Source organism: Caballeronia sp. EK (assembly GCF_014384845.1).
In the GTDB taxonomy this organism is placed as follows: Bacteria; Pseudomonadota; Gammaproteobacteria; order Burkholderiales; family Burkholderiaceae; genus Caballeronia; species Caballeronia jiangsuensis.
The window spans coordinates 247,755-265,281 of record NZ_JACSUE010000006.1; the positions used below are offsets into that span (position 1 = coordinate 247,755).

At 64.5% G+C, this 17,527-nt stretch carries 15 protein-coding genes; 7 read left to right on the forward strand and 8 right to left on the reverse strand.

Going from position 1 to position 17,527, the window contains the following annotated elements; genetic code table 11:
* Positions 1-23: 23 nt before the first annotated feature.
* The 3 genes from IAG25_RS19650 to IAG25_RS19660 form a co-directional block, all read right to left on the reverse strand.
* On the reverse strand, positions 24-164 hold the full coding sequence (locus IAG25_RS19650) for a hypothetical protein (RefSeq protein WP_187606338.1): 141 nt from the start codon (positions 162-164) through the stop codon (positions 24-26).
* A gap of 98 nt (positions 165-262) precedes the next feature.
* Positions 263-643, reverse strand: a complete 381-nt coding sequence (locus tag IAG25_RS19655) for a COG4315 family predicted lipoprotein (RefSeq protein WP_187606339.1) — start codon at positions 641-643, stop codon at positions 263-265.
* 187 nt (positions 644-830) lie between these two features.
* Positions 831-1,829, reverse strand: coding sequence for an AraC family transcriptional regulator (locus IAG25_RS19660; RefSeq protein ID WP_187606340.1), 999 nt, complete (start codon positions 1,827-1,829; stop codon positions 831-833).
* A gap of 217 nt (positions 1,830-2,046) precedes the next feature.
* Between IAG25_RS19660 and IAG25_RS19665 the strand changes: the two genes are divergently transcribed.
* Complete coding sequence (locus IAG25_RS19665) at positions 2,047-3,099, forward strand: aldo/keto reductase (RefSeq protein ID WP_187606341.1); 1,053 nt, start codon at positions 2,047-2,049, stop codon at positions 3,097-3,099.
* Between the two features lie 194 nt (positions 3,100-3,293).
* Complete coding sequence (locus IAG25_RS19670) at positions 3,294-4,475, forward strand: 4-hydroxybenzoate 3-monooxygenase (RefSeq protein ID WP_187606342.1); 1,182 nt, start codon at positions 3,294-3,296, stop codon at positions 4,473-4,475.
* Between the two features lie 48 nt (positions 4,476-4,523).
* Here the strand turns inward: IAG25_RS19670 and IAG25_RS19675 are convergent, their stop codons facing one another.
* Positions 4,524-6,779, reverse strand: coding sequence for an amylo-alpha-1,6-glucosidase (locus IAG25_RS19675; protein ID WP_187606343.1), 2,256 nt, complete (start codon positions 6,777-6,779; stop codon positions 4,524-4,526).
* A 179-nt stretch (positions 6,780-6,958) separates the two neighbouring features.
* Between IAG25_RS19675 and IAG25_RS19680 the strand changes: the two genes are divergently transcribed.
* Together IAG25_RS19680 and IAG25_RS19685 are read left to right on the forward strand one after the other, a co-directional pair.
* Positions 6,959-7,753: a sulfite exporter TauE/SafE family protein gene (locus IAG25_RS19680; protein WP_187606344.1), complete on the forward strand. Its 795-nt coding sequence runs from the start codon at positions 6,959-6,961 to the stop codon at positions 7,751-7,753.
* A gap of 256 nt (positions 7,754-8,009) precedes the next feature.
* Positions 8,010-9,707, forward strand: a complete 1,698-nt coding sequence (locus IAG25_RS19685) for an acid phosphatase (RefSeq protein WP_187606345.1) — start codon at positions 8,010-8,012, stop codon at positions 9,705-9,707.
* Positions 9,708-9,710: 3 nt separating this feature from the next.
* Here IAG25_RS19685 and IAG25_RS19690 read toward each other — a convergent pair whose 3' ends face one another.
* Positions 9,711-10,103, reverse strand: a complete 393-nt coding sequence (locus IAG25_RS19690; protein WP_187606346.1) for a RidA family protein — start codon at positions 10,101-10,103, stop codon at positions 9,711-9,713.
* Between the two features lie 141 nt (positions 10,104-10,244).
* Here IAG25_RS19690 and IAG25_RS19695 point away from each other — a divergent pair, with 141 nt between their 5' ends.
* A complete protein-coding gene (locus tag IAG25_RS19695; protein ID WP_187606347.1) occupies positions 10,245-11,141 on the forward strand; it encodes an NAD-dependent epimerase/dehydratase family protein in 897 nt (298 codons plus the stop codon).
* A 64-nt stretch (positions 11,142-11,205) separates the two neighbouring features.
* On the opposite strand, the gene IAG25_RS19700 is transcribed toward IAG25_RS19695, so the two are convergent.
* The 3 genes from IAG25_RS19700 to IAG25_RS19710 form a co-directional block, all read right to left on the reverse strand.
* On the reverse strand, positions 11,206-12,315 hold the full coding sequence (locus IAG25_RS19700; RefSeq protein ID WP_187606348.1) for a malate/lactate/ureidoglycolate dehydrogenase: 1,110 nt from the start codon (positions 12,313-12,315) through the stop codon (positions 11,206-11,208).
* A gap of 180 nt (positions 12,316-12,495) precedes the next feature.
* Positions 12,496-13,965: a M20 family metallopeptidase gene (locus IAG25_RS19705; protein ID WP_187606349.1), complete on the reverse strand. Its 1,470-nt coding sequence runs from the start codon at positions 13,963-13,965 to the stop codon at positions 12,496-12,498.
* A 96-nt stretch (positions 13,966-14,061) separates the two neighbouring features.
* Positions 14,062-16,539: a penicillin acylase family protein gene (locus tag IAG25_RS19710; RefSeq protein ID WP_187606350.1), complete on the reverse strand. Its 2,478-nt coding sequence runs from the start codon at positions 16,537-16,539 to the stop codon at positions 14,062-14,064.
* A 140-nt stretch (positions 16,540-16,679) separates the two neighbouring features.
* On the opposite strand from IAG25_RS19710, the gene IAG25_RS19715 reads away from it, so the two are divergent.
* Positions 16,680-16,856, forward strand: coding sequence for an oxidoreductase-like domain-containing protein (locus IAG25_RS19715; RefSeq protein WP_255503815.1), 177 nt, complete (start codon positions 16,680-16,682; stop codon positions 16,854-16,856).
* Between the two features lie 93 nt (positions 16,857-16,949).
* Positions 16,950-17,459 (forward strand): DUF1993 domain-containing protein, encoded by a 510-nt coding sequence (locus IAG25_RS19720; RefSeq protein WP_187606352.1) that lies wholly within the window; start codon positions 16,950-16,952, stop codon positions 17,457-17,459.
* The last annotated feature ends 68 nt before the right edge of the window (positions 17,460-17,527 follow it).

Genomic DNA, 17,527 nt, shown 5'->3' on the forward strand with positions numbered 1-17,527 from the left:
GCAACCGTGAGAGGCGTTCGACATCAGTAGCTGCCTCCTCCGGCCGGCCCGCTCGGCGCGCCCGACGAATTCGGCGCACTTTGCGTGCCGCTCGCACAACCCGCCGCGCCGAGTGCGAGACCGAGCGCGATCAGGAGCGCCGTCACTCCGATCGTTCGTTTCATGATCGTTACCCTTGATTTCATAGACCGGCGGGCTCACCGATTTATTCCGCGAACCCGCCTCTCGCGATGTGTCTTTCAGACTGCGCGTCCGAAGAAGCTCAGGGCTTCACGACGTGCCAGACATCGCGGAAATTATCCCCGTTCTTGTCGCCGGGCTTCGTGTCCTTCGCGAAGCGATAGACGCGCTTGCCGTCGTAGGCCCACTGCTTGCCGCCGTCGGCGGCTTCCATGGTCCATTTGCCGCTCGCCTTGTCGGCGTCGGTCGCCATCGCCGCCGGCCACGCCTGCGCGCAGCCGCCGGTGCAGGCGCTCGCGCCGCCCTTGGTGTCCTTGTCGAAGGTATAGAGCGTCATGCCGTTTTCATCGACGAACATGCCGTTCGCTTCTTTCGGCGCCGCAGCATAGGCGGATGAAGCAAGTGAAGCGAAAGCGGTGGCGACTGTTGCGGCAGCGGCGAACATCTGGATGCGCTTCTTCATTTCATCTTTCCTTTTTTGTAGAAGTATCCGTAGAACGTTCGGAAGCGCTGCACTATTCCGCGGACGATGAAATAAATCGATGCGGCAGCGCCGTCGCATCGCCAGTCGGCAATCCATTCAAGACCATTCGCGCGCGCCTTGCCAGAGGTTCATCGAAATTTCGTCGCCGGGACCGTGAAAACCGTGTTCAGGCGCCGACCGCGGCGGCGGTCGCGTCGCGCCAGCGGCGGGTGTCGCGCAACGGCGGCGCGCCGAAGAGCCGGCTGTATTCGCGGCTGAACTGCGAAGCGCTTTCATAGCCCACGCGATGCGCGGCCGTGGCGGCGTCGACGATATCGAGCATCATCAGGCGGCGCGCCTCCTGGAGCCGCAACTGCTTCTGATATTGCAGCGGGCTCATCGCGGTGACAGCCTTGAAATGATGATGCAGCGATGACACGCTCATGTGCACGTCGCGCGCGATATCCTCGACGCGCAATGGCTGGTCGAAATGCTGGCGCAGCAACTGAATGGCCTTCGCGATGCGCTGCGTCTGGCTGTCCTGCAGCGCGATCTGCCGCAGGCGCGCGCCCGAGCCGTTCATCAGCAGGCGATAGAGAATCTCGCGCTTCACGAGCGGCGCCAGGATCGGCACGTCCTCGGGCGTGTCGACGAGGCGCAGGAGCCGCAGCACGGCGTCGAGCATCGAGTTGCCGAGGCGGTTCACGTAGAGACCGCGCGACGCGTCGGCCGACATCGCGGGCGGCAGGTTCTCGTCCTGGATCAGCGACGTGATTTCCTCCACATCGAGTTCGAGCCGCATGCCGAGATACGGCTCCGACTCGCTCGCAACCGACACCTGTCCGCACACGGGCAGATCCACCGACGACACCAGGTAATGCATTGGATCGTAAATATAGACTTCGTCGCCGACCATGAGACGCTTGCTGCCCTGAGCGATCAGCGCGAGCGCGGGCGTCTGGATGCCGTGCTTCGGCCCGCCCGGATTCATGATCCGATGCAGCGCGAGCCCCGGCACCGGCGTTTCGACCGAGCCTTCGCAACCGGCGGTGAAGCGGTCGAGCAGCGCGACGAGATCCAGCCGCGCCTGATCCAGCCCCGGATCGGGCGCGCCGTCGTGGCGTATTTCCTTTGCCTGGTCGTGACTGTCTTTTCCGGCGAGGCCGGGCGTGTCGTTCAGAGCCATGATTAAAGGACGATTTTCGGATGAGAGGAAGTCTGACTAGCTTACTCGCGCGGGCGCGGGATTGCTCGCGGCCCACCCCAGCGTTTGCAGGAACAGGCAATGATTGAACAGGATCAGGCTATGGAGCCGCCGCGCGCCGGGACGATACTGCATTGCCGGCCGGATCGTTCGCTTGGGTCGAGCGATGCCGCGCCTTTCCAGTCAATCGGGAGCAACCATGCGCTACAGGAAATTCGGCAATACCGGTCTTTTCGTCTCTGAACTGTGCTTGGGCACGATGACCTTCGGCGGCGGGACGGGCGGGATCTGGGACAACATCGGCCAGTTGCAACAGGCGGACGCGGACAAGCTGATCGGCCGCTCGCTCGACGCGGGCATCAATTTCATCGATACCGCCGACGTCTACGCCGACGGCCAGTCGGAAATCATCACCGGTCAGGCGCTGAAGAATCTGAAGGTGCCGCGCGAAAACGTCGTCGTCGCGACGAAAATCCTCGGCGAAACCGGAACGAAGGGTACGAATTCGCGCGGCGCGTCGCGCTATCACATCATCGACGGCGTGAAGGCCAGCCTGAAGCGGCTGCAGCTTGATCACGTCGATCTGTACCAGATTCACGGTTTCGATCCCGCGACGCCGATCGAGGAAACGCTGCGCGCGCTCGACAACCTCGTGCAGCACGGGCATGTGCGCTATATCGGCGTGTCGAACTGGGCTGCGTGGCAAATCATGAAGGCGCTCGGCATTTCGGAGCGGCTCGGGCTCGCGCGCTTCGAATCGCTGCAGGCGTATTACACGATCGCGGGCCGCGATCTCGAACGCGAAATCGTGCCGCTGCTGCAGAGCGAAAGCGTCGGATTGATGGTCTGGAGTCCGCTCGCGGGCGGCCTGCTTTCGGGCAAGTTCACGCGCGACGGCGCGAAGGAAGAAGGCAGCCGGCGCACCAAGTTCGATTTCCCGCCGGTCAATGTCGAGCGCGCGTATGACTGCGTCGACGTGATGCGGCGCATGGCCGAGGCCAAGGGCGTGTCGGTCGCGCAGATCGCGCTCGCGTGGCTGCTGCATCAGAAGGTGGTTTCGAGCGTGATCATCGGCGCGAAACGCATCGAACAGCTCGACGACAATATTGCGGCGACGAAAGTCCGGCTCAATGAGGACGAGCTCGCGGCACTCGAAGAAGTTAGCCACTTGCCCGCGGAATATCCGGGCTGGATGCTCACCCGGCAGGGCGAATATCGGCGCAATCAGTTGAAGGAAGAGTCGGCGGAGTAACGCTGCGTGACGTGCGGGCGGCCTGGTTGCCGTCCGCACGCCGTAGGGATTTACCCGCAGTTCACCCGTTTTCAGGGCATTTTCGGGCCTTTATCTCAAAATTAGATAGACCGTATCCTCCGTATCGCGTTGCGGCATAAGGCCGCTCTGCCGACACTGTACGCACAACATCACCACTGCCTCACGGAGACAACATGCGTACTCAGGTCGGCATCATCGGCGCGGGCCCCGCCGGGCTTCTTCTCTCTCATCTGCTGCATCTGCGCGGCATCGAGTCCGTCGTGCTCGAAGCGCGCAGCCAGAACGCTATCGAATCGACGATTCGCGCCGGCGTGCTCGAACAAGGCACGATGGACACGCTCAATCAGGCCGGTCTCGGCGCGCGCATGCAGGCGGAAGGCGCGCTGCATCATGGTTTCGAGCTCGCGTTCGAAGGTCAGCGCCGCCGTATCGCGCTGACGGAGCTGACCGGGCATTCGATCACGGTCTATGCACAGCACGAAGTCATCAAGGATCTGGTCGCGGCCCGACTCGCGGCGAACGGTGCGTTGAAGTTCAACGTATCGAACGTGTCGCTGCACGACTTTCAGGAAGGCAGCGATCGCAAACCGCGCATCAAGTATCAGCATGAAGGCCGGGACGAAGAGCTGGAATGCGACTTCATCATCGGCTGCGACGGCTCGCAGGGCGTGGCGCGCCAGTCGATTCCCGAGGCGGTCCGGCAGGACTATCAGCGCATCTATCCGTTCGGCTGGTTCGGCATTCTGGTCGAAGCGCCGCCCTCTTCCGACGAGCTCATCTACGCACGCCACGATCGCGGCTTCGCGCTCATCAGCACGCGCTCGCCGGGCGTGCAACGCATGTACTTCCAGTGCGATCCGAAGGACACGGTCGATGCCTGGTCCGACGACCGCATCTGGGCCGAACTGCACGCACGCGTCGATAGCGCCGATGGCTGGCAGATCACCGAAGGCAAGATCTTCCAGAAGAACATCGTCGGCATGCGCAGTTTCGTGTCCACGCCGATGCAGTCGGGCAAGCTCTTCCTCGCGGGAGACGCCGCGCACATCGTGCCGCCGACTGGCGCGAAGGGCCTGAATCTCGCGGTGTCGGACGTGCGCGTGCTGAACGCCGCGCTCGACGACTTCTACAAGGAAGGCGGCACCGAGAAGCTTGCGCGCTACACCGAGACGGCGCTGAAGCGCGTCTGGCGCGCCGAGCATTTCTCGTGGTGGATGACGCGCATGCTGCACAAGCTCGACGACACGTCGCCTTTCGAGCAGCGTCTGCAGGTGGCCGAACTGGAACACGTGACGACGTCCCGCGCGGCCGCGACCGCGCTTGCCGAGAACTACGTCGGCAGCGTGGCCGTTTAAGCGCGCATCACACGCACAGCGCCACCGTGGCGCTGTGCGCTCACCGCATCAAAGCACCGCAACCACTCGCACATCTCCTTCCACCGACGGAATCACCTGCCCGCCGACGCGCCGGAACGTGATCGTCGCGGTCTTGTCGCCGAGGCGCAGATCGCCGATTTCCAGCCAGTCGATGCCTTCGGGCAACGCCGGCCTGTCGATGCGCACTTCATCGTTGACGGCATCGACGGTCACGCCCAGACACGCTTCCAGAACCATGAAAGGCGCGCCCGCCGCCCACGCCTGAGGCAGACACGCGACCGGATACGCAATCGGCCGTTCGCCGCGCTGACGCGTGAATCCGCAGAACAGCTCCGGCAGACGCATGTCGAAAGTGACCGCGGCTTCGAACAACGATTGCAGCAGCCCCACGGTCGCGCTACGGTCGCCGTAACGCGCGAGACCGCGTGCGCACAATGCGGTGTCGTGCGGCCATACGGAGCCGTTGTGATACGACATCGGATTGAAGCGCGGTTGCCCCGCCGCCAGCGTGCGCACGCCCCAGCCGGTATGAAAGAGCGTGGATTCGAGCTGACGCGCGACGGCCTCGCCGCGCTTGCGTTCGACGAGATCGAACGCAAGCAGATGTCCCGCATTCGACGACAGCACGCGGCACAGTTCGCCCTTCCCGTCGAGCGCGATGCCGTAGAAGTCCATCTCCGGCATCCAGTACATTTCCTCGACACGCTCGCGAATGTGACGCGCCCGGCGCTCGTAGTCGGACGCACTTTCGTCTTCGCCGCGCTCGCGGGCGAGGCGCGCCATCGTGGAGAAAGCCGTCGACGCATAACCCTGCACTTCGACGAGCGAGATCGGACCGACCGGAAATTTCCCGTCCGCGTGGAACACCGAATCCTGACTGTCCTTCCAGCCCTGATTCGCGAGACCGTGTTCCGATGCGCGCTGATAGTCGAGCAGGCCGTGCGGATTCTTGTCGCAATGGCGGGCGACCCATTGCGCCGCGAGCTGCAACGACGGCCAGATTTCGTCGATCAGCGCGCTGTCGCCGGTGCGTTCGGCATAGGCGCCCGCCAGCACGATGAAGAGCGGCGTGCTGTCCACGCCTCCGTAATACAGCGCGAACGGCACCTCGCCGGTCGCGGCCATCTCGCTCTTGCGCGTCTCGTGCATGATCTTGCCGATTTCGGCATCGCGGAAGGCCGAGTCCTCGCGCGCCTGATGAGCGGCGAGGAAGCGCAGCACACCGCGCGCGAGCGTCGGATGCAGCCAGAGCATTTGCAGCGACGTGATGATCGCGTCGCGGCCGAATGCCGTCGAGAACCACGGAATGCCCGCGTATGGATAAGGGCCGGTTTCGAGATCGGTGGTGAGCAGGCCGAGATCGGCGAGCGAACGGTCGATCCATTCGCTGAAAAGCGGATTGCTCGAACGCACGCGCGCGCTCGCGCGGCGTCTGTCGCGCATGCGGCGATGCGCTTCGACGAGCGCCTCCCGGATCGCCGGACGCCCCGATTCGGGCGCGCATTCGGCGGCTTCAGCGGCGTTGCGCTTGCTTTCCTCGCTGGCGTCCGAGAGCGCATGCGTCACTGCCGTCACCGACAGATACACGGAGATCGCGGTTTCCGACTGGATATGCAACGCGTAATCGGCGCGCGTGGGCGACAGCACGTCCGGTGCGGGCGTGAACTGAATGCGTGCCGTGCGCTCCACTTCGTCCAGCCCGACATAGCGCAACACGACTTCGCCGTTCTCGATCGCGGGCGCACGCAAAGTGCCGCGCTTGCCGCGTTTCGCGCCGCGCACCTCGAACATGTCGAGAAAATCCGCCGCGAAGGAGATCGAAAGCGGCACGGTGGACGGCTCCGTGCCGTAGTTCGTCAGCACGATGCTCTCATGCAGCACGTGCCCCGAGAGCACACGCTTGCGCTCGACGTGGATCACGCCCTCCGGCGTATGGGCCCCGCCGATCGGCGGCAGCGGGCGGTTGGTCAGGTGCGCCGTAAATACGGCGTTATCGCTCGATACGCTCCCGGAAAGCAGCGATGGCGCGCGCCCACCGAACGTCAGCACGAGCTCGGAAAGCACCCGCGTGTCGTTGACGAAGAGGCCGTCGTCGCCACCGCGAATGTCGCCGTTCGCATCGTAGACGGCGAATGTGTTGCCGGATTTCAGGACGAACTGGCGTTCGCTCGGCATGTTGGCATGCTCGGTGGGGATGAACGCTTCGTCCGCGAGTCGCGGCTGCGACTCCTGCGCTTGTTGTTGCTGTCGTTGCTGCTCTTGCGACTGTTCCTGTGTATTCATTGCACCTTCCTGAAAGTAATCTGAAGGGTTTTTCTGAGCCGCTCGGGGAACGCGCTCGAAGCTCCCGGGATGACGCAATCGCTCGGCCGAGCAGTGCTCTCGTGCAGCAAGTGAGCCACTTACCCGCTATCATCGACGGTTTTTCGACCCAACCACGCCTGACGGGTTCTCCGCGCGCAATGTCATTTCCGCATATCGACTTACTTTATTCTGCCTCAGGGCTGGCGGTGGGCTTCCTGGTTGGCCTGACGGGCGTGGGCGGCGGCTCTCTGATGACGCCGCTGCTCGTCCTGCTGTTCGGCATCCACCCGGCGACCGCAGTCGGCACCGATCTGCTGTACGCGGCCGCGACCAAGACCGCCGGTACGCTCGTGCACGGCATCAAGGGCTCGGTCGACTGGCGCATTACCGGCCGTCTCGCGGCGGGCAGCGTGCCGGCGGCGGCCATCACACTGTTTTTCCTGCACTCGCACGGCATTGCATCGCCCGGCACCGCGCGGCTCATCCAGTTGATACTCGGCACGGCGCTCCTCATCACCGCTATTTCGCTGGTCTTTCGGCCGCAACTCGCGCGCTTCGCGTACAAGAAAGGACATGGCCGCCCCGAACACCCTGTGCACACCGCGGCCTGGACGGTTTTCACCGGCGCGATTCTCGGCGTGCTGGTTTCGATCACGTCCGTGGGCGCGGGCGCGATCGGCGTGACCGTGCTGCTCCTGTTGTATCCGCGTCTCGCGACGGTTCGCATAGTCGGCTCCGACGTGGCGCACGCCGTGCCGCTCACCTTGATTGCCGGCGCAGGCCACTGGATGCTCGGCTCGGTCGACTGGAACCTGCTCGCCTCGCTCCTCGTGGGTTCGATTCCGGGCATTGCCATCGGCAGCATGCTGTCCTCCAGGGCGCCGGAAGCGCTGCTGCGCCACGTGCTCGCCGCGACGCTCGTTCTTGTCGGAGCAAAGCTCGTATTCAGTTGATGTTAGTCACGCTCGTTCACGCTTTCCAGTCGGCTGAAAGACATAGGCCGATTCGCACGATATTGCTGTTTTTTGCCTATGCCGTTCGGCCGGGTTTCGCACGGCGGGGCGATACGGCATCATCCCCACTCAGTTGAGCCGCGCGTAGCAACGCGGCAAAGTCGGGGCGCCGGGTAATGGGCGCGTCATCTTTCGGCGTCGATAATGCAGGCGCGCGTCATCGGACGTGCGCGGCATGTTCACGAGGAGTCAGGCGATGAATGAGAAGGACCATCCGCAACATGAGCTTCCCTCCAGCATTGACACCCCGGCCGGCGACGCACCGGCGGACCCCGCGCGGCGGCGGCTTCTTGCGGCGGGGGTGGGTCTCGCAGGGCTGTCGCTCGGCGGATGCAATCTGTTCGAAAACAAGCCGACCACCCCCAAAACCGCAGCCGATGTTGCACTCGACCGCACGCTCGCGGCGAAGGTTCAGCAGATCGTCGTGATTTACGCTGAGAATCGCAGCTTCACGAATCTCTACGGCAACTATCCGGGCGTGCAATACCCGCTCTCGGCGGTGCCCGCATCGCATTACACGCAACTCGATCGCGACGGCCTCACGCCCATGCCCACGCTGCCGAAAATCTGGGGCGGGCTCGTGCCGCAGGCACAGGAAGTAGGCGGCAAGCGCTTTGCGATCACCGAGCAGCAGATCACCGATCTGAGCAACGCGCCTTTCCAGATCATGGACGCCAACGGCGCGCCGCTTCCCAATTCGGTCATCACGCGGGATCTGGTGCACCGGTTCTATCAGAACCAGATGCAGATCAACGCTGGCCGTAATAATCAGTTCGCGGCGTGGGGCGACTCGGGCGGCCTCGTGATGGGCCACTATCGGAACTCGCCTGACACGCTGAAGCTGTGGGGACTCGCGCAGCAATACACGCTCTGCGACAACTTCTTCATGTCGGCGTTCGGCGGCTCATGGCTGAACCATATTTTTCTGATTTCCGCGCAGGCGCCCTTCTATCCGGATGTCAAAGGCAGCCCGGCCGCCAAGCTGCTCGCGGTCATCGAAGGCGACGATCCCACGGGCTCGCGTCTGAAACTTGCGCCGGATTCACCGAAATCCGCGCTCGAAGGCCCGCCGAAATTCGTGCGCGACGGCGCTCTCACCGCCGACGGTTACGCGGTCAACACCATGTTCCCGCCCTATCAGCCGAGCAATGTGCCGCCTCCGCAAGGCGGCGATCCGCGTTATGCGGACCGGTCGAACGCGCTCGTGCTGCCGCCGCAGACTTACGCGACCATCGGCGACCGTCTGTCGGACAAGAATATCGATTGGGCGTGGTACAGCGGCGCCTGGCAATACGCGCTGGAGCATCGCGATACCGGCATGGTGCCGGATTTCCAGTACCACCATCAGCCGTTCAATTACTTCGCGAATTACGCACCGGGCAGCGCGGCGCGCGTGCAGCATCTGCGCGACGCGGGCCTGGGCGACGATCCATCGACGAACAAGCTGCTCGCCGACATCGACGCGGGCCGGTTGCCCGCCGTCACCTTCTACAAGCCGCAAGGCAATCTCAACATGCACGCGGGCTATGCGGACGTCGCGTCGGGCGACCGGCATATCTCGAACGTGATCGAGCACATCCGGCGCGGACCGCAGTGGGACAACACCGTGGTGATCGTCACCGTCGACGAGAACGGCGGATGGTGGGACCACGTCTCGCCGCCGAAGGGCGATCGCTGGGGACCGGGCTCGCGCATTCCGGCGCTCGTGATCTCGCCGTTCGCGAAGAAGGGCTACGTCGATCACACCGTGTACGACACGAACTCGATCCTGCGCTTCATCTCGCGCGTGCACGATCTGGTGCCGCTCGACGGCGTGGCCGCACGGGATCGCGCGTTCGCCGCGAACGGCCAGACGCCGCTCGGCGACCTGACGAAACCGCTGGACCTCGCGTAACGGCTAGCCGCGCTCGATCCAGGCGCGCGCGGAGATCTCCAGCAAATAGCCATAGTGCAGCGCGCCGACCGGCACGACGGCGCGCGCCGGCTTCCACGCGCCGAAGTGACGCGCGTAGATCTCGTTGAACGCCTTCCAGTGTTCGACGCCGGCGAGATACACGGTCACTTCGATGCAGTCCGCGAGACTCGCGCCCGCCGCTTCGAGCACGGTGCGCAGATTGGACAGCGTCTGTTCGGCCTGCTCTTCGAACGGCAGGTCGCCGGTATGCGTGCCGTCCGGGCGGATCGGCAACTGGCCGGACACGCAGACGAGATTGCCGGCGCGTGTCGCGTGGCTGTAGTGTCCCGCCGGAATCGGCAGACCGGGAGCATTGATGGTTTCGATCGGTGGCATCGTCGGTTCAGGTGTAGGGAAACGCAGTCAGTGGATTGTTGATTTCGAGTCAAGTTTCATTTGAGACTATCACCGTTTTTGCGAAAGTCGAAGCGGCTCATACTGTGCTCATCGTAGTTTGAACATCAACGGAGCACGAACATGAACATCTTCATTACTGGCGCGGGCGGCTTTATCGGCGGCTCGATCGCGGCGGGACTCGCGCGTGACGGTCATCGCGTGCGCGGGCTCATCCGGCGCGCGGAACAGGCCGACGACCTGAAGCGCCTGAATATCGAACCGGTGATCGGCAGTCTGGATGACACGGACTTGCTGGTCACCGAAGCGCGTGCCGCCGATGCGGTCATCAACGCGGCGAGCAGCGATCATCGCGCCGCGGTCGAGACGCTGATCGGCGCGCTCAAAGGCACGAACAAGCCGTTCCTGCATACGAGCGGATCGAGCATCGTCGGCGATGCGTCGGGCGGCGAGGCATCGGACAAAATCTACTCCGAGGACAACCTGCCCGCACCGACGCCCGACAAGGCGCCGCGCGTGGCGATCGACACGCTCGTGCTCGATGCCGCCAAACGCGGCGTGCGCTCGGCTGTGCTCTGCAACACGCTGATCTACGGCCACGGCGCCGTGCCGAATGCGACAAGCGTGCAGTTGCCGCGGCTGGAGCGTCAGGCGAAGAAGAGCGGCATCGTGCGTCACGTTGGGCGCGGTCTGAACATCTGGTCGAACGTCCATATCGATGATGTCGTCGATATCTACCGTCTGGCGCTCGAAAAATCGCCAGCGGGCACGTTTTACTTCGTCGAAAGCGGCGAAGCGCAGTTTCGCGACATGACCACCGCGATGGCGCGCGCGCTCGATCTGCGCGGTCCGGAAGACTGGCCGCTCGAAGAAGCGATCGAGGAATGGGGCTATGAAATGGCGTCGTACGGTCTCGGCTCGAACAGCCGCGTGCGCAGCAAGCGCACACGCGAGGTGCTCGGCTGGCAGCCGAAACGCACGTCCGTTATCGAATGGATCGAGAAGGACATGGTCCGCTGATCGCGAATCGTGATTCGCGCGGCAAACTGGCTTGACCAATTTGCCGCGCAAGCGACTTCACGCGTTACTTCAGCGCTGCCGCAAACTTCTCGATTTCCGCTTCCGGCATGCCCGATTTCGTTGCCGAATCGCGGATCTGCTTCCATGTCGTCGGATCGATCGCGATGCCATTCGCCGTGCGATCCGCGCGACGCGCTTCTTCCGGCTCGCCCGGCGCGTAGATCGCGTCGACGCCCTCGGCGCGCGGCGAGGCCTTCATCCATTCGAGGAACGCTTCGGCTTCGGCCTGCGCGGCGGGCGCATCGAAGGCGTTCGGATCGACGATCACCGAGGTCATGCAGTTGATGATCGCGCTCGACTTCTCGAGCGTCTCCTCGTGCGTCGTATAGCCGCCCGAGAGCGCCCCGCCGAAAATCTCGCACAGCGCAGCGAGGCCGGATCCCTTGTGCAGCCCGAACGCCGTCAGCGAGCCGAACGGCTCTTCGTGCATCACCTTCGGTTCGATGGTCGGCCTGCCTTCGTGATCGAGGAGCATGCCCGGCGCGACCTTCACGCCCTTGTTGTACGCGACGCGCGTCTTGCCGTAAGCGATGCCGGCCGTCGCGAAGTCGAGCACGAGCGGGCTCTTGCCGTCGCGCGGATAGGCCGCGCAGAACGGATTCGTGCCGAAACGCCGGTCGATGCCGCCGAAGGGCGCGACCAGCGGATCGCCCGCGACGTTCACGAAATGGAACGACACGAGTCCCGCCTTCGCGCACTGCTCCGCCCAATGGCCGATACGCCCGATGTGATGCGCGTTGCGCAAGCCCACCGCGCATACGCCGAGCTTTTTCGCGCGCTCGATGCCGTGTTCCATCGCTTCGTAGGCGACCACTTGCCCGAAGCCCTTGCGACCGTCGATGGTCAGCACCGCGCCCGCATCGCGCACGATTTCCGCGTGCGTGTTGAGCTTCAACTGGCCCTCGCCGAGCGACGCGACGTAACGCGGGATCATCCCGACGCCGTGCGAATCGTGACCCGACAGATTCGACATCACGAGGTGATCCGCGACCAGTTCCGCCTCGCGCGGCGCGCTGCCGGCTGATTCCCAGATCGCGCGGACATAGGCGTGCAGCGTGTCGGCGGCGATGCGCTGTTCGGTGGCGGAAGGGGTGGACGTGGGGGATGCATTCATTGCGGCACTCGTCTCCGTAGTTAATGGCTCGCGCGTTCGATTTTCGAAGCACGCGCGGGCCTATCACTTTACAGACGATCAACTGGCCTTACCAGTTTGTTTTTACAAAATCGCTGAAAAGGCGCGCAAAAAAGCCCGGTCGAACCGGGCTTTTCCGTGACTTCGACCGGCGACCGAAGCTCAGGGCGCCGCCGCAATCACTTCCGCGACCGACGCCGTCAGCTTCTTCGCATACGGAACGTGGAGGAATTCGTTCGGACCGTGCGCGTTCGATTTCGGGCCGAGCACGCCGCACACCATGAATTGCGAACGCGGAAATCCTTCCTTCAGCGTGTTCATCAGCGGAATCGTGCCGCCCTGCCCGATGTAAGCGACATCCGCGCCGAAGTGACGTTTCGACGCCTCGTTCAGCGACGAACGCAGCCAAGGCGCGAGGTCCGGCGCATTCCAGCCCGTCGCGGCGCCCGCTTCGGGCTTGAACGTCACCTTGGCGTTGTACGGAGGATCCATTTCGAGCAGGCGCTGCAACTTCACGACTGCCTTATCCGCGTCGACGAGCGGCGGCAAACGCAGCGACAACTTGAACGCTGTGCGCGGCGCGAGCACGTTGCCCGCATCCGCGAGCGGCGGCAGGCCCGACGCGCCCGTCACCGTGAGCGACGGACGCCAGGTGGAATTGAGGAGCGCTTCGCGAGGATCGGTGGTGGTCGGCAGAACGCTGCCGCCGTCCGCGCCGCAGCTCCACGGCAGCTTCTTCCAGACATCGTCACCGAGGATGCGCGCGGTCATTTCGGCTTCGCGCCGACGCAGCATCGGGATCGGACAGTGAAAGCCTTCCGGCAACAGATTGCCGGTGCCCGAATCTTCGAGGCGCTCGAACAGTTGCCGCATGATACGGAACGTCGATGGCGCGATGCCGCCGTAGCCGCCCGAGTGAATGCCCTCGTCCAGCACCTGCACTTCGAGATCGCCCGCGACGAGACCGCGCAGCGACGTCGTAAGCCACAGTTGGTCGTAATTGCCCGCGCCGGAATCAAGACAGATCACGAGGCCGACATCGCCGAGCCGGTCGCGCAACGCGTCGATGTAAGGCAGGAGATCGTAGCTGCCCGATTCCTCGCACGTCTCGATGATGCCCACGCAGCGCGGCCGCTCGACGCCCTGCGCGTCCAGCGCCGCGAGCGCGGTGATACTGGCGTAGGTAGCGTAGCCGTCGTCGGCGCCGCCGCGGCCGTAGAGCTTGTCGTCTTCGAGCTTCGGCGTCCACGGGCCGAGGTCGCTGCGCCAGCCTTCGAACTCCGGCTGCTTGTCCAGATGGCCATACAGCACGACCGTCTCGTTGCTGCCGCTACGCGTGGCGGGCGTTTCGAAGAAAATGACCGGCGTGCGCCCGGGCAGGCGCACGATTTCGACCGTCAGACCTTTCACCGGCTGCGTCTTGATCCAGTCGACCGCATCCGTGACCACGCGCTCGATGAAGCCGTGGCGCGCCCAGTCGCTGTCGAACATCGGGCTCTTTGCGGGCACGGCGATGTAGTCGGTCAGCGCGGGCACGATTTCGTCGTTCCATTTGCGCTCCACGAACTCGCGCAGCGCGGCGGAATCGAGCCGTACCGTTTCGTCGTGTTGCGTGCTTTCGCCGATAGTCATGACCGTGTTTCCATTCGAGACAAACTTCAATGATAGACGCGTTTTGCCCCCGGCTGGCGCGGCCGCGGCCCGTGTTTGCCCCATTTGCGTGATTTTTTAGCGCGCGGGCGCGCCCGCTGCGCCATCGCGCGTTCCCGAAACGACGACGCGCGTCGCGGCGGGATCGGAATCGATCGCCTGATCGGAAAACGGGAAGCGCAACCAGCGCTTCGCCGCAAACGCGCGCGTGGCGTCGCCCGAGTGCGGCGAGGCCGGATCGTCGGATTCGGCGTGCGAGAGCATGGTGTCGGCTTCCACGCCGTTCTCGCCGAAGGTGACGACCTGCACGTAGCTGTCGCCCTGGCCGCTGACGTCCATCGGATAACCCTTCGAATCGAGCGGACGCCGCGCGCAGACGATCGTGAAGTAGCCTTCCTCGTCGCAGCCGCCGTAGAGCGGCACCCGCGCGCCGTTGCGTGTCGTGTAGAGAATGTCGCCGCGCCGCGAATCGAGCGCGAAGCCGTTCAGCTTCAGCGCGAGCGCCGCGCCCCCCAGCGCCTGGCGCAAGTCCTGAATCACCGCGGGGTTGTCGGCATTGAAGCCTGCCGGCGTCGCGAGCGGTTTGTTCGGATCGAAGCCCGACTCGTACAGGCGCTCCGGCGCGATACGCGTCGCGCGCAGCCAGAACTCGTCCCAGAGATTCGCGCCGCGCGCATCGATATCCGCGGTGCCGTTCCAGTTGCGCAGGACCTCGCAGGCCTCGTGCAGCGGTCCGACGGCTTCGTTGACCGTGCAGACCACGTCGAGCAGCGGCTTGCGGAAAAGCCGCTCGGACATCGAGTTCGTCTCCAGCACGGCCGATTCGAGCGCCTCGCGTGTCACGCCGCCGCGCTCGCGTTGCAGGCGCGCGGCGAGCAGATGCCCGTAACGCGTGCGCAGCGACTGCTCGACGCCGGTCGCGCCCGCGATGCGCGGATAGCCCGACATCGGCGCATTCGCATTGGTGAGCCAGTAGCTGTCGTTGAAATTGCCGACGTAGTCGCCACGCGTCGCGTTCGGCAGTTGTTCGACGCTCAGCGTGCCCGGCTGCACGCTCGCCGGATCGACGCGCCATGCGCACGCGCTCTTCGAGCCGTCGAGAAACGGCACGCCCGGCACGCGAGCCGCGAACGCGCGGCCGGCCGGCATCGTGCACGCCTCCCCGAGCGCGTCGGGCACGTTCGGGATCGGGCCGATGTCGGCGAACCAGACCCGGTCGTCGCCGCGCCCGATCGCGAAGGTGTTCGCCCACGGCATCGCGGCGTAGCGCTTCTGGATCGCCATGAAATCGGCGAGCGAGCGCGCCTGATTCCACGCGAAGAAGTTCTGGAACGAGCGCGTGTTGTCGATGTTCACGTCCGCGAGCGCATACGCGCGCTGCGCGCTCCAGCCGAGTCCCTGCGCCATCGGCGACAGATCGACGACCGGGCCGAAGCGCGTCCTGTACAGCGTGCGCGACACCGATTCGTAGGTGCCATCAGCGCGGCGCGAGCGCACCGTGAGCGGCACGGGCGTCATCGCTTCGCTCTGGCCATCGACGAGATAACGCGTCGGATCGGCGGGATCGAGCGTCAACTGGAATATGCCGAAGCGCCGCGCGCTCGACACCGTGTGCGTCCACGCGATGTTCTCGTTGAAGCCGAGCACGATCAGCGGCACGCCGAGAAACGACACGCCCGCCACGTTCAACTGGCCGGGAATCGTCAGTTGCGCCTGATAGAAACGGTCGGGGCCGCGCCAGAACCAGTGCGGATTGCCAAACAGGATGCTGCGTTTGTCGCGCGTGATCGGCGCGCCGAACGCGAGCGCGTTGCTGCCGATGCCCGGATTCTCGCCGAGGGAAAAGCGCAACGATGCGAGCGCCGTTTGCGCGGTGTCCGATACCGCGGGCGCGTCGGTGTCGCTGCGCGGCGCCGTCGTGGCCGGCTTCGGTGGATGCGCCATCGCGATTGGCGTCACGAAGCGCGCCGAGCCGCTCGCGAGATTGGCCGCGATCAGGCGCAGGTAGATGTCGTCGGCGCTGATCTTGTCGACCCACGGCTTGCCACGGCACGCCGCATGCGCGTTCGGAAAGTTGCCAGCGTTCAGATCGGCGAGATAGCGGTTGTATCCGTTCGCGAAACCGTCGATCAGATTGCGCAGCTCGGCGGGCTGCGCCTGACGGGAACGCTCGACGGCCGCATGATCGCCGACCAGACGAAAGAAGAAATCCGCGTCGATATTGCGCGGCTGGCCGAAGGTCGCGGTGGATGGCGGGCGTGCATCCGGACCGAACCACGCCGATCGCTCGCTGCGATACGTGACGAAGCCGTCCGCGAGTGTGCACAGATTGTCCTGCGCCTGCGCGTAGCCGAATCCGAAGCCGAGACTGCCCCAATCGGCGGCGCGAATATGCGGAATGCCGTCCTGCGTGCGGCGGATCTCGGCGCTCCAGTTGCTCTGCGCGACCGGATTCGTCTGGCCGGGTCCGACCGACGCTTCCGGCGGCGCGACGCAGCCGGCCAGCAACGCGCTCAGAAGCGCGCCGGAGATCGCAAGGCTGACGAAGTGATTCATCGCGTGAGTCCCCCGGTCCGATCGACGTGATGACGGGCGCATCGACGCCCCGCGCGCAGTATCGCATTGCGGGCAGCGCGATTCGCCGCCAAAGTTTAGCCGCTCGCGTCCGTCAGGCGTTGCCGATGCACAATGAAGCGATGAATGATCCGTCCATTCGCCCCGCTGATCCGCGCCCGATGCCGCCCGAGCGTCCGCTGCCGGAAGACTGCTGCCAGAGCGGTTGCAGTCCGTGCGTCTTCGACATGTATCAACAGGAGCTGGAGCGCTATGAGGCGGAACTGCGCGCGTGGGAAGCGCGGCGTGCCGCGCAGTGAATCGTTCCGGCCGGTTCGAGCAGGCAAATGTGCGCGGCGCTATGCTTGTGTCCCCTGTCGCTGTAGAAACCAGAACTCAAGGAGAACAATTCCATGTCTCTCACGATGTATCGCGCATCGATTCCCGTCTTCATCCGCGGACTCGAGGTATGCGCGGACTTGCTGAAGAAAGGCGCCGCCTTCGCCGATGAAAAAGGCCTCGCCCACGCCGACGTGATCAACGCGCGCCTCGCCCCCGACATGCTGCCGCTCGCCGCCCAGATTCAACGCGCGAGCGATACGGCGAAGCTGTCGGCGGCGCGTCTTTCCGGCGTCGAAGCGCCGCGTTTCGAGGACGACGAAGACAGTTTTCCAGCGCTGCAGGCGCGCATCGAGAAGACGATCGCGTTCCTGAAGAGCATCGACAAGGCTTCGTTTGCCGGCTGCGAGACCCGCACCGTTACGTTGAAGTTTCCGGACTTTTCGCCGTCGTTTTCGGGCGACGATTATCTGTTCGGCTTCGGGCTGCCGAACTTCTATTTTCACGTCGTTACGACGCACGACATCCTGCGCCACCTCGGCGCGCCGATCGGCAAGCGAGATTTTCTCGGACCGCTCAAATGAGGTTGTGATGCGGGTCGCGCACGTTGAGTGAACGTGGCGTTTGACAAGCCGCTCGATCGGACGATCGA

Excerpts from the sequence above, each read along its gene's own strand:
- IAG25_RS19665 (WP_187606341.1), top strand. The coding sequence starts at position 2,047 with ATGCGCTACAGGAAATTCGGCAATACCGGTCTTTTCGTCTCTGAACTG.
- IAG25_RS19705 (WP_187606349.1), bottom strand. The coding sequence starts at position 13,965 with ATGACTATCGGCGAAAGCACGCAACACGACGAAACGGTACGGCTCGAT.
- IAG25_RS19685 (WP_187606345.1), top strand. The coding sequence starts at position 8,010 with ATGAATGAGAAGGACCATCCGCAACATGAGCTTCCCTCCAGCATTGAC.
- IAG25_RS19650 (WP_187606338.1), bottom strand. The coding sequence starts at position 164 with ATGAAACGAACGATCGGAGTGACGGCGCTCCTGATCGCGCTCGGTCTC.
- IAG25_RS19720 (WP_187606352.1), top strand. The coding sequence starts at position 16,950 with ATGTCTCTCACGATGTATCGCGCATCGATTCCCGTCTTCATCCGCGGA.
- IAG25_RS19710 (WP_187606350.1), bottom strand. The coding sequence starts at position 16,539 with ATGAATCACTTCGTCAGCCTTGCGATCTCCGGCGCGCTTCTGAGCGCG.
- IAG25_RS19715 (WP_255503815.1), top strand. The coding sequence starts at position 16,680 with ATGAATGATCCGTCCATTCGCCCCGCTGATCCGCGCCCGATGCCGCCC.
- IAG25_RS19655 (WP_187606339.1), bottom strand. The coding sequence starts at position 643 with ATGAAGAAGCGCATCCAGATGTTCGCCGCTGCCGCAACAGTCGCCACC.
- IAG25_RS19670 (WP_187606342.1), top strand. The coding sequence starts at position 3,294 with ATGCGTACTCAGGTCGGCATCATCGGCGCGGGCCCCGCCGGGCTTCTT.
- IAG25_RS19690 (WP_187606346.1), bottom strand. The coding sequence starts at position 10,103 with ATGCCACCGATCGAAACCATCAATGCTCCCGGTCTGCCGATTCCGGCG.
- IAG25_RS19700 (WP_187606348.1), bottom strand. The coding sequence starts at position 12,315 with ATGAATGCATCCCCCACGTCCACCCCTTCCGCCACCGAACAGCGCATC.
- IAG25_RS19680 (WP_187606344.1), top strand. The coding sequence starts at position 6,959 with ATGTCATTTCCGCATATCGACTTACTTTATTCTGCCTCAGGGCTGGCG.
- IAG25_RS19660 (WP_187606340.1), bottom strand. The coding sequence starts at position 1,829 with ATGGCTCTGAACGACACGCCCGGCCTCGCCGGAAAAGACAGTCACGAC.
- IAG25_RS19675 (WP_187606343.1), bottom strand. The coding sequence starts at position 6,779 with ATGAATACACAGGAACAGTCGCAAGAGCAGCAACGACAGCAACAACAA.
- IAG25_RS19695 (WP_187606347.1), top strand. The coding sequence starts at position 10,245 with ATGAACATCTTCATTACTGGCGCGGGCGGCTTTATCGGCGGCTCGATC.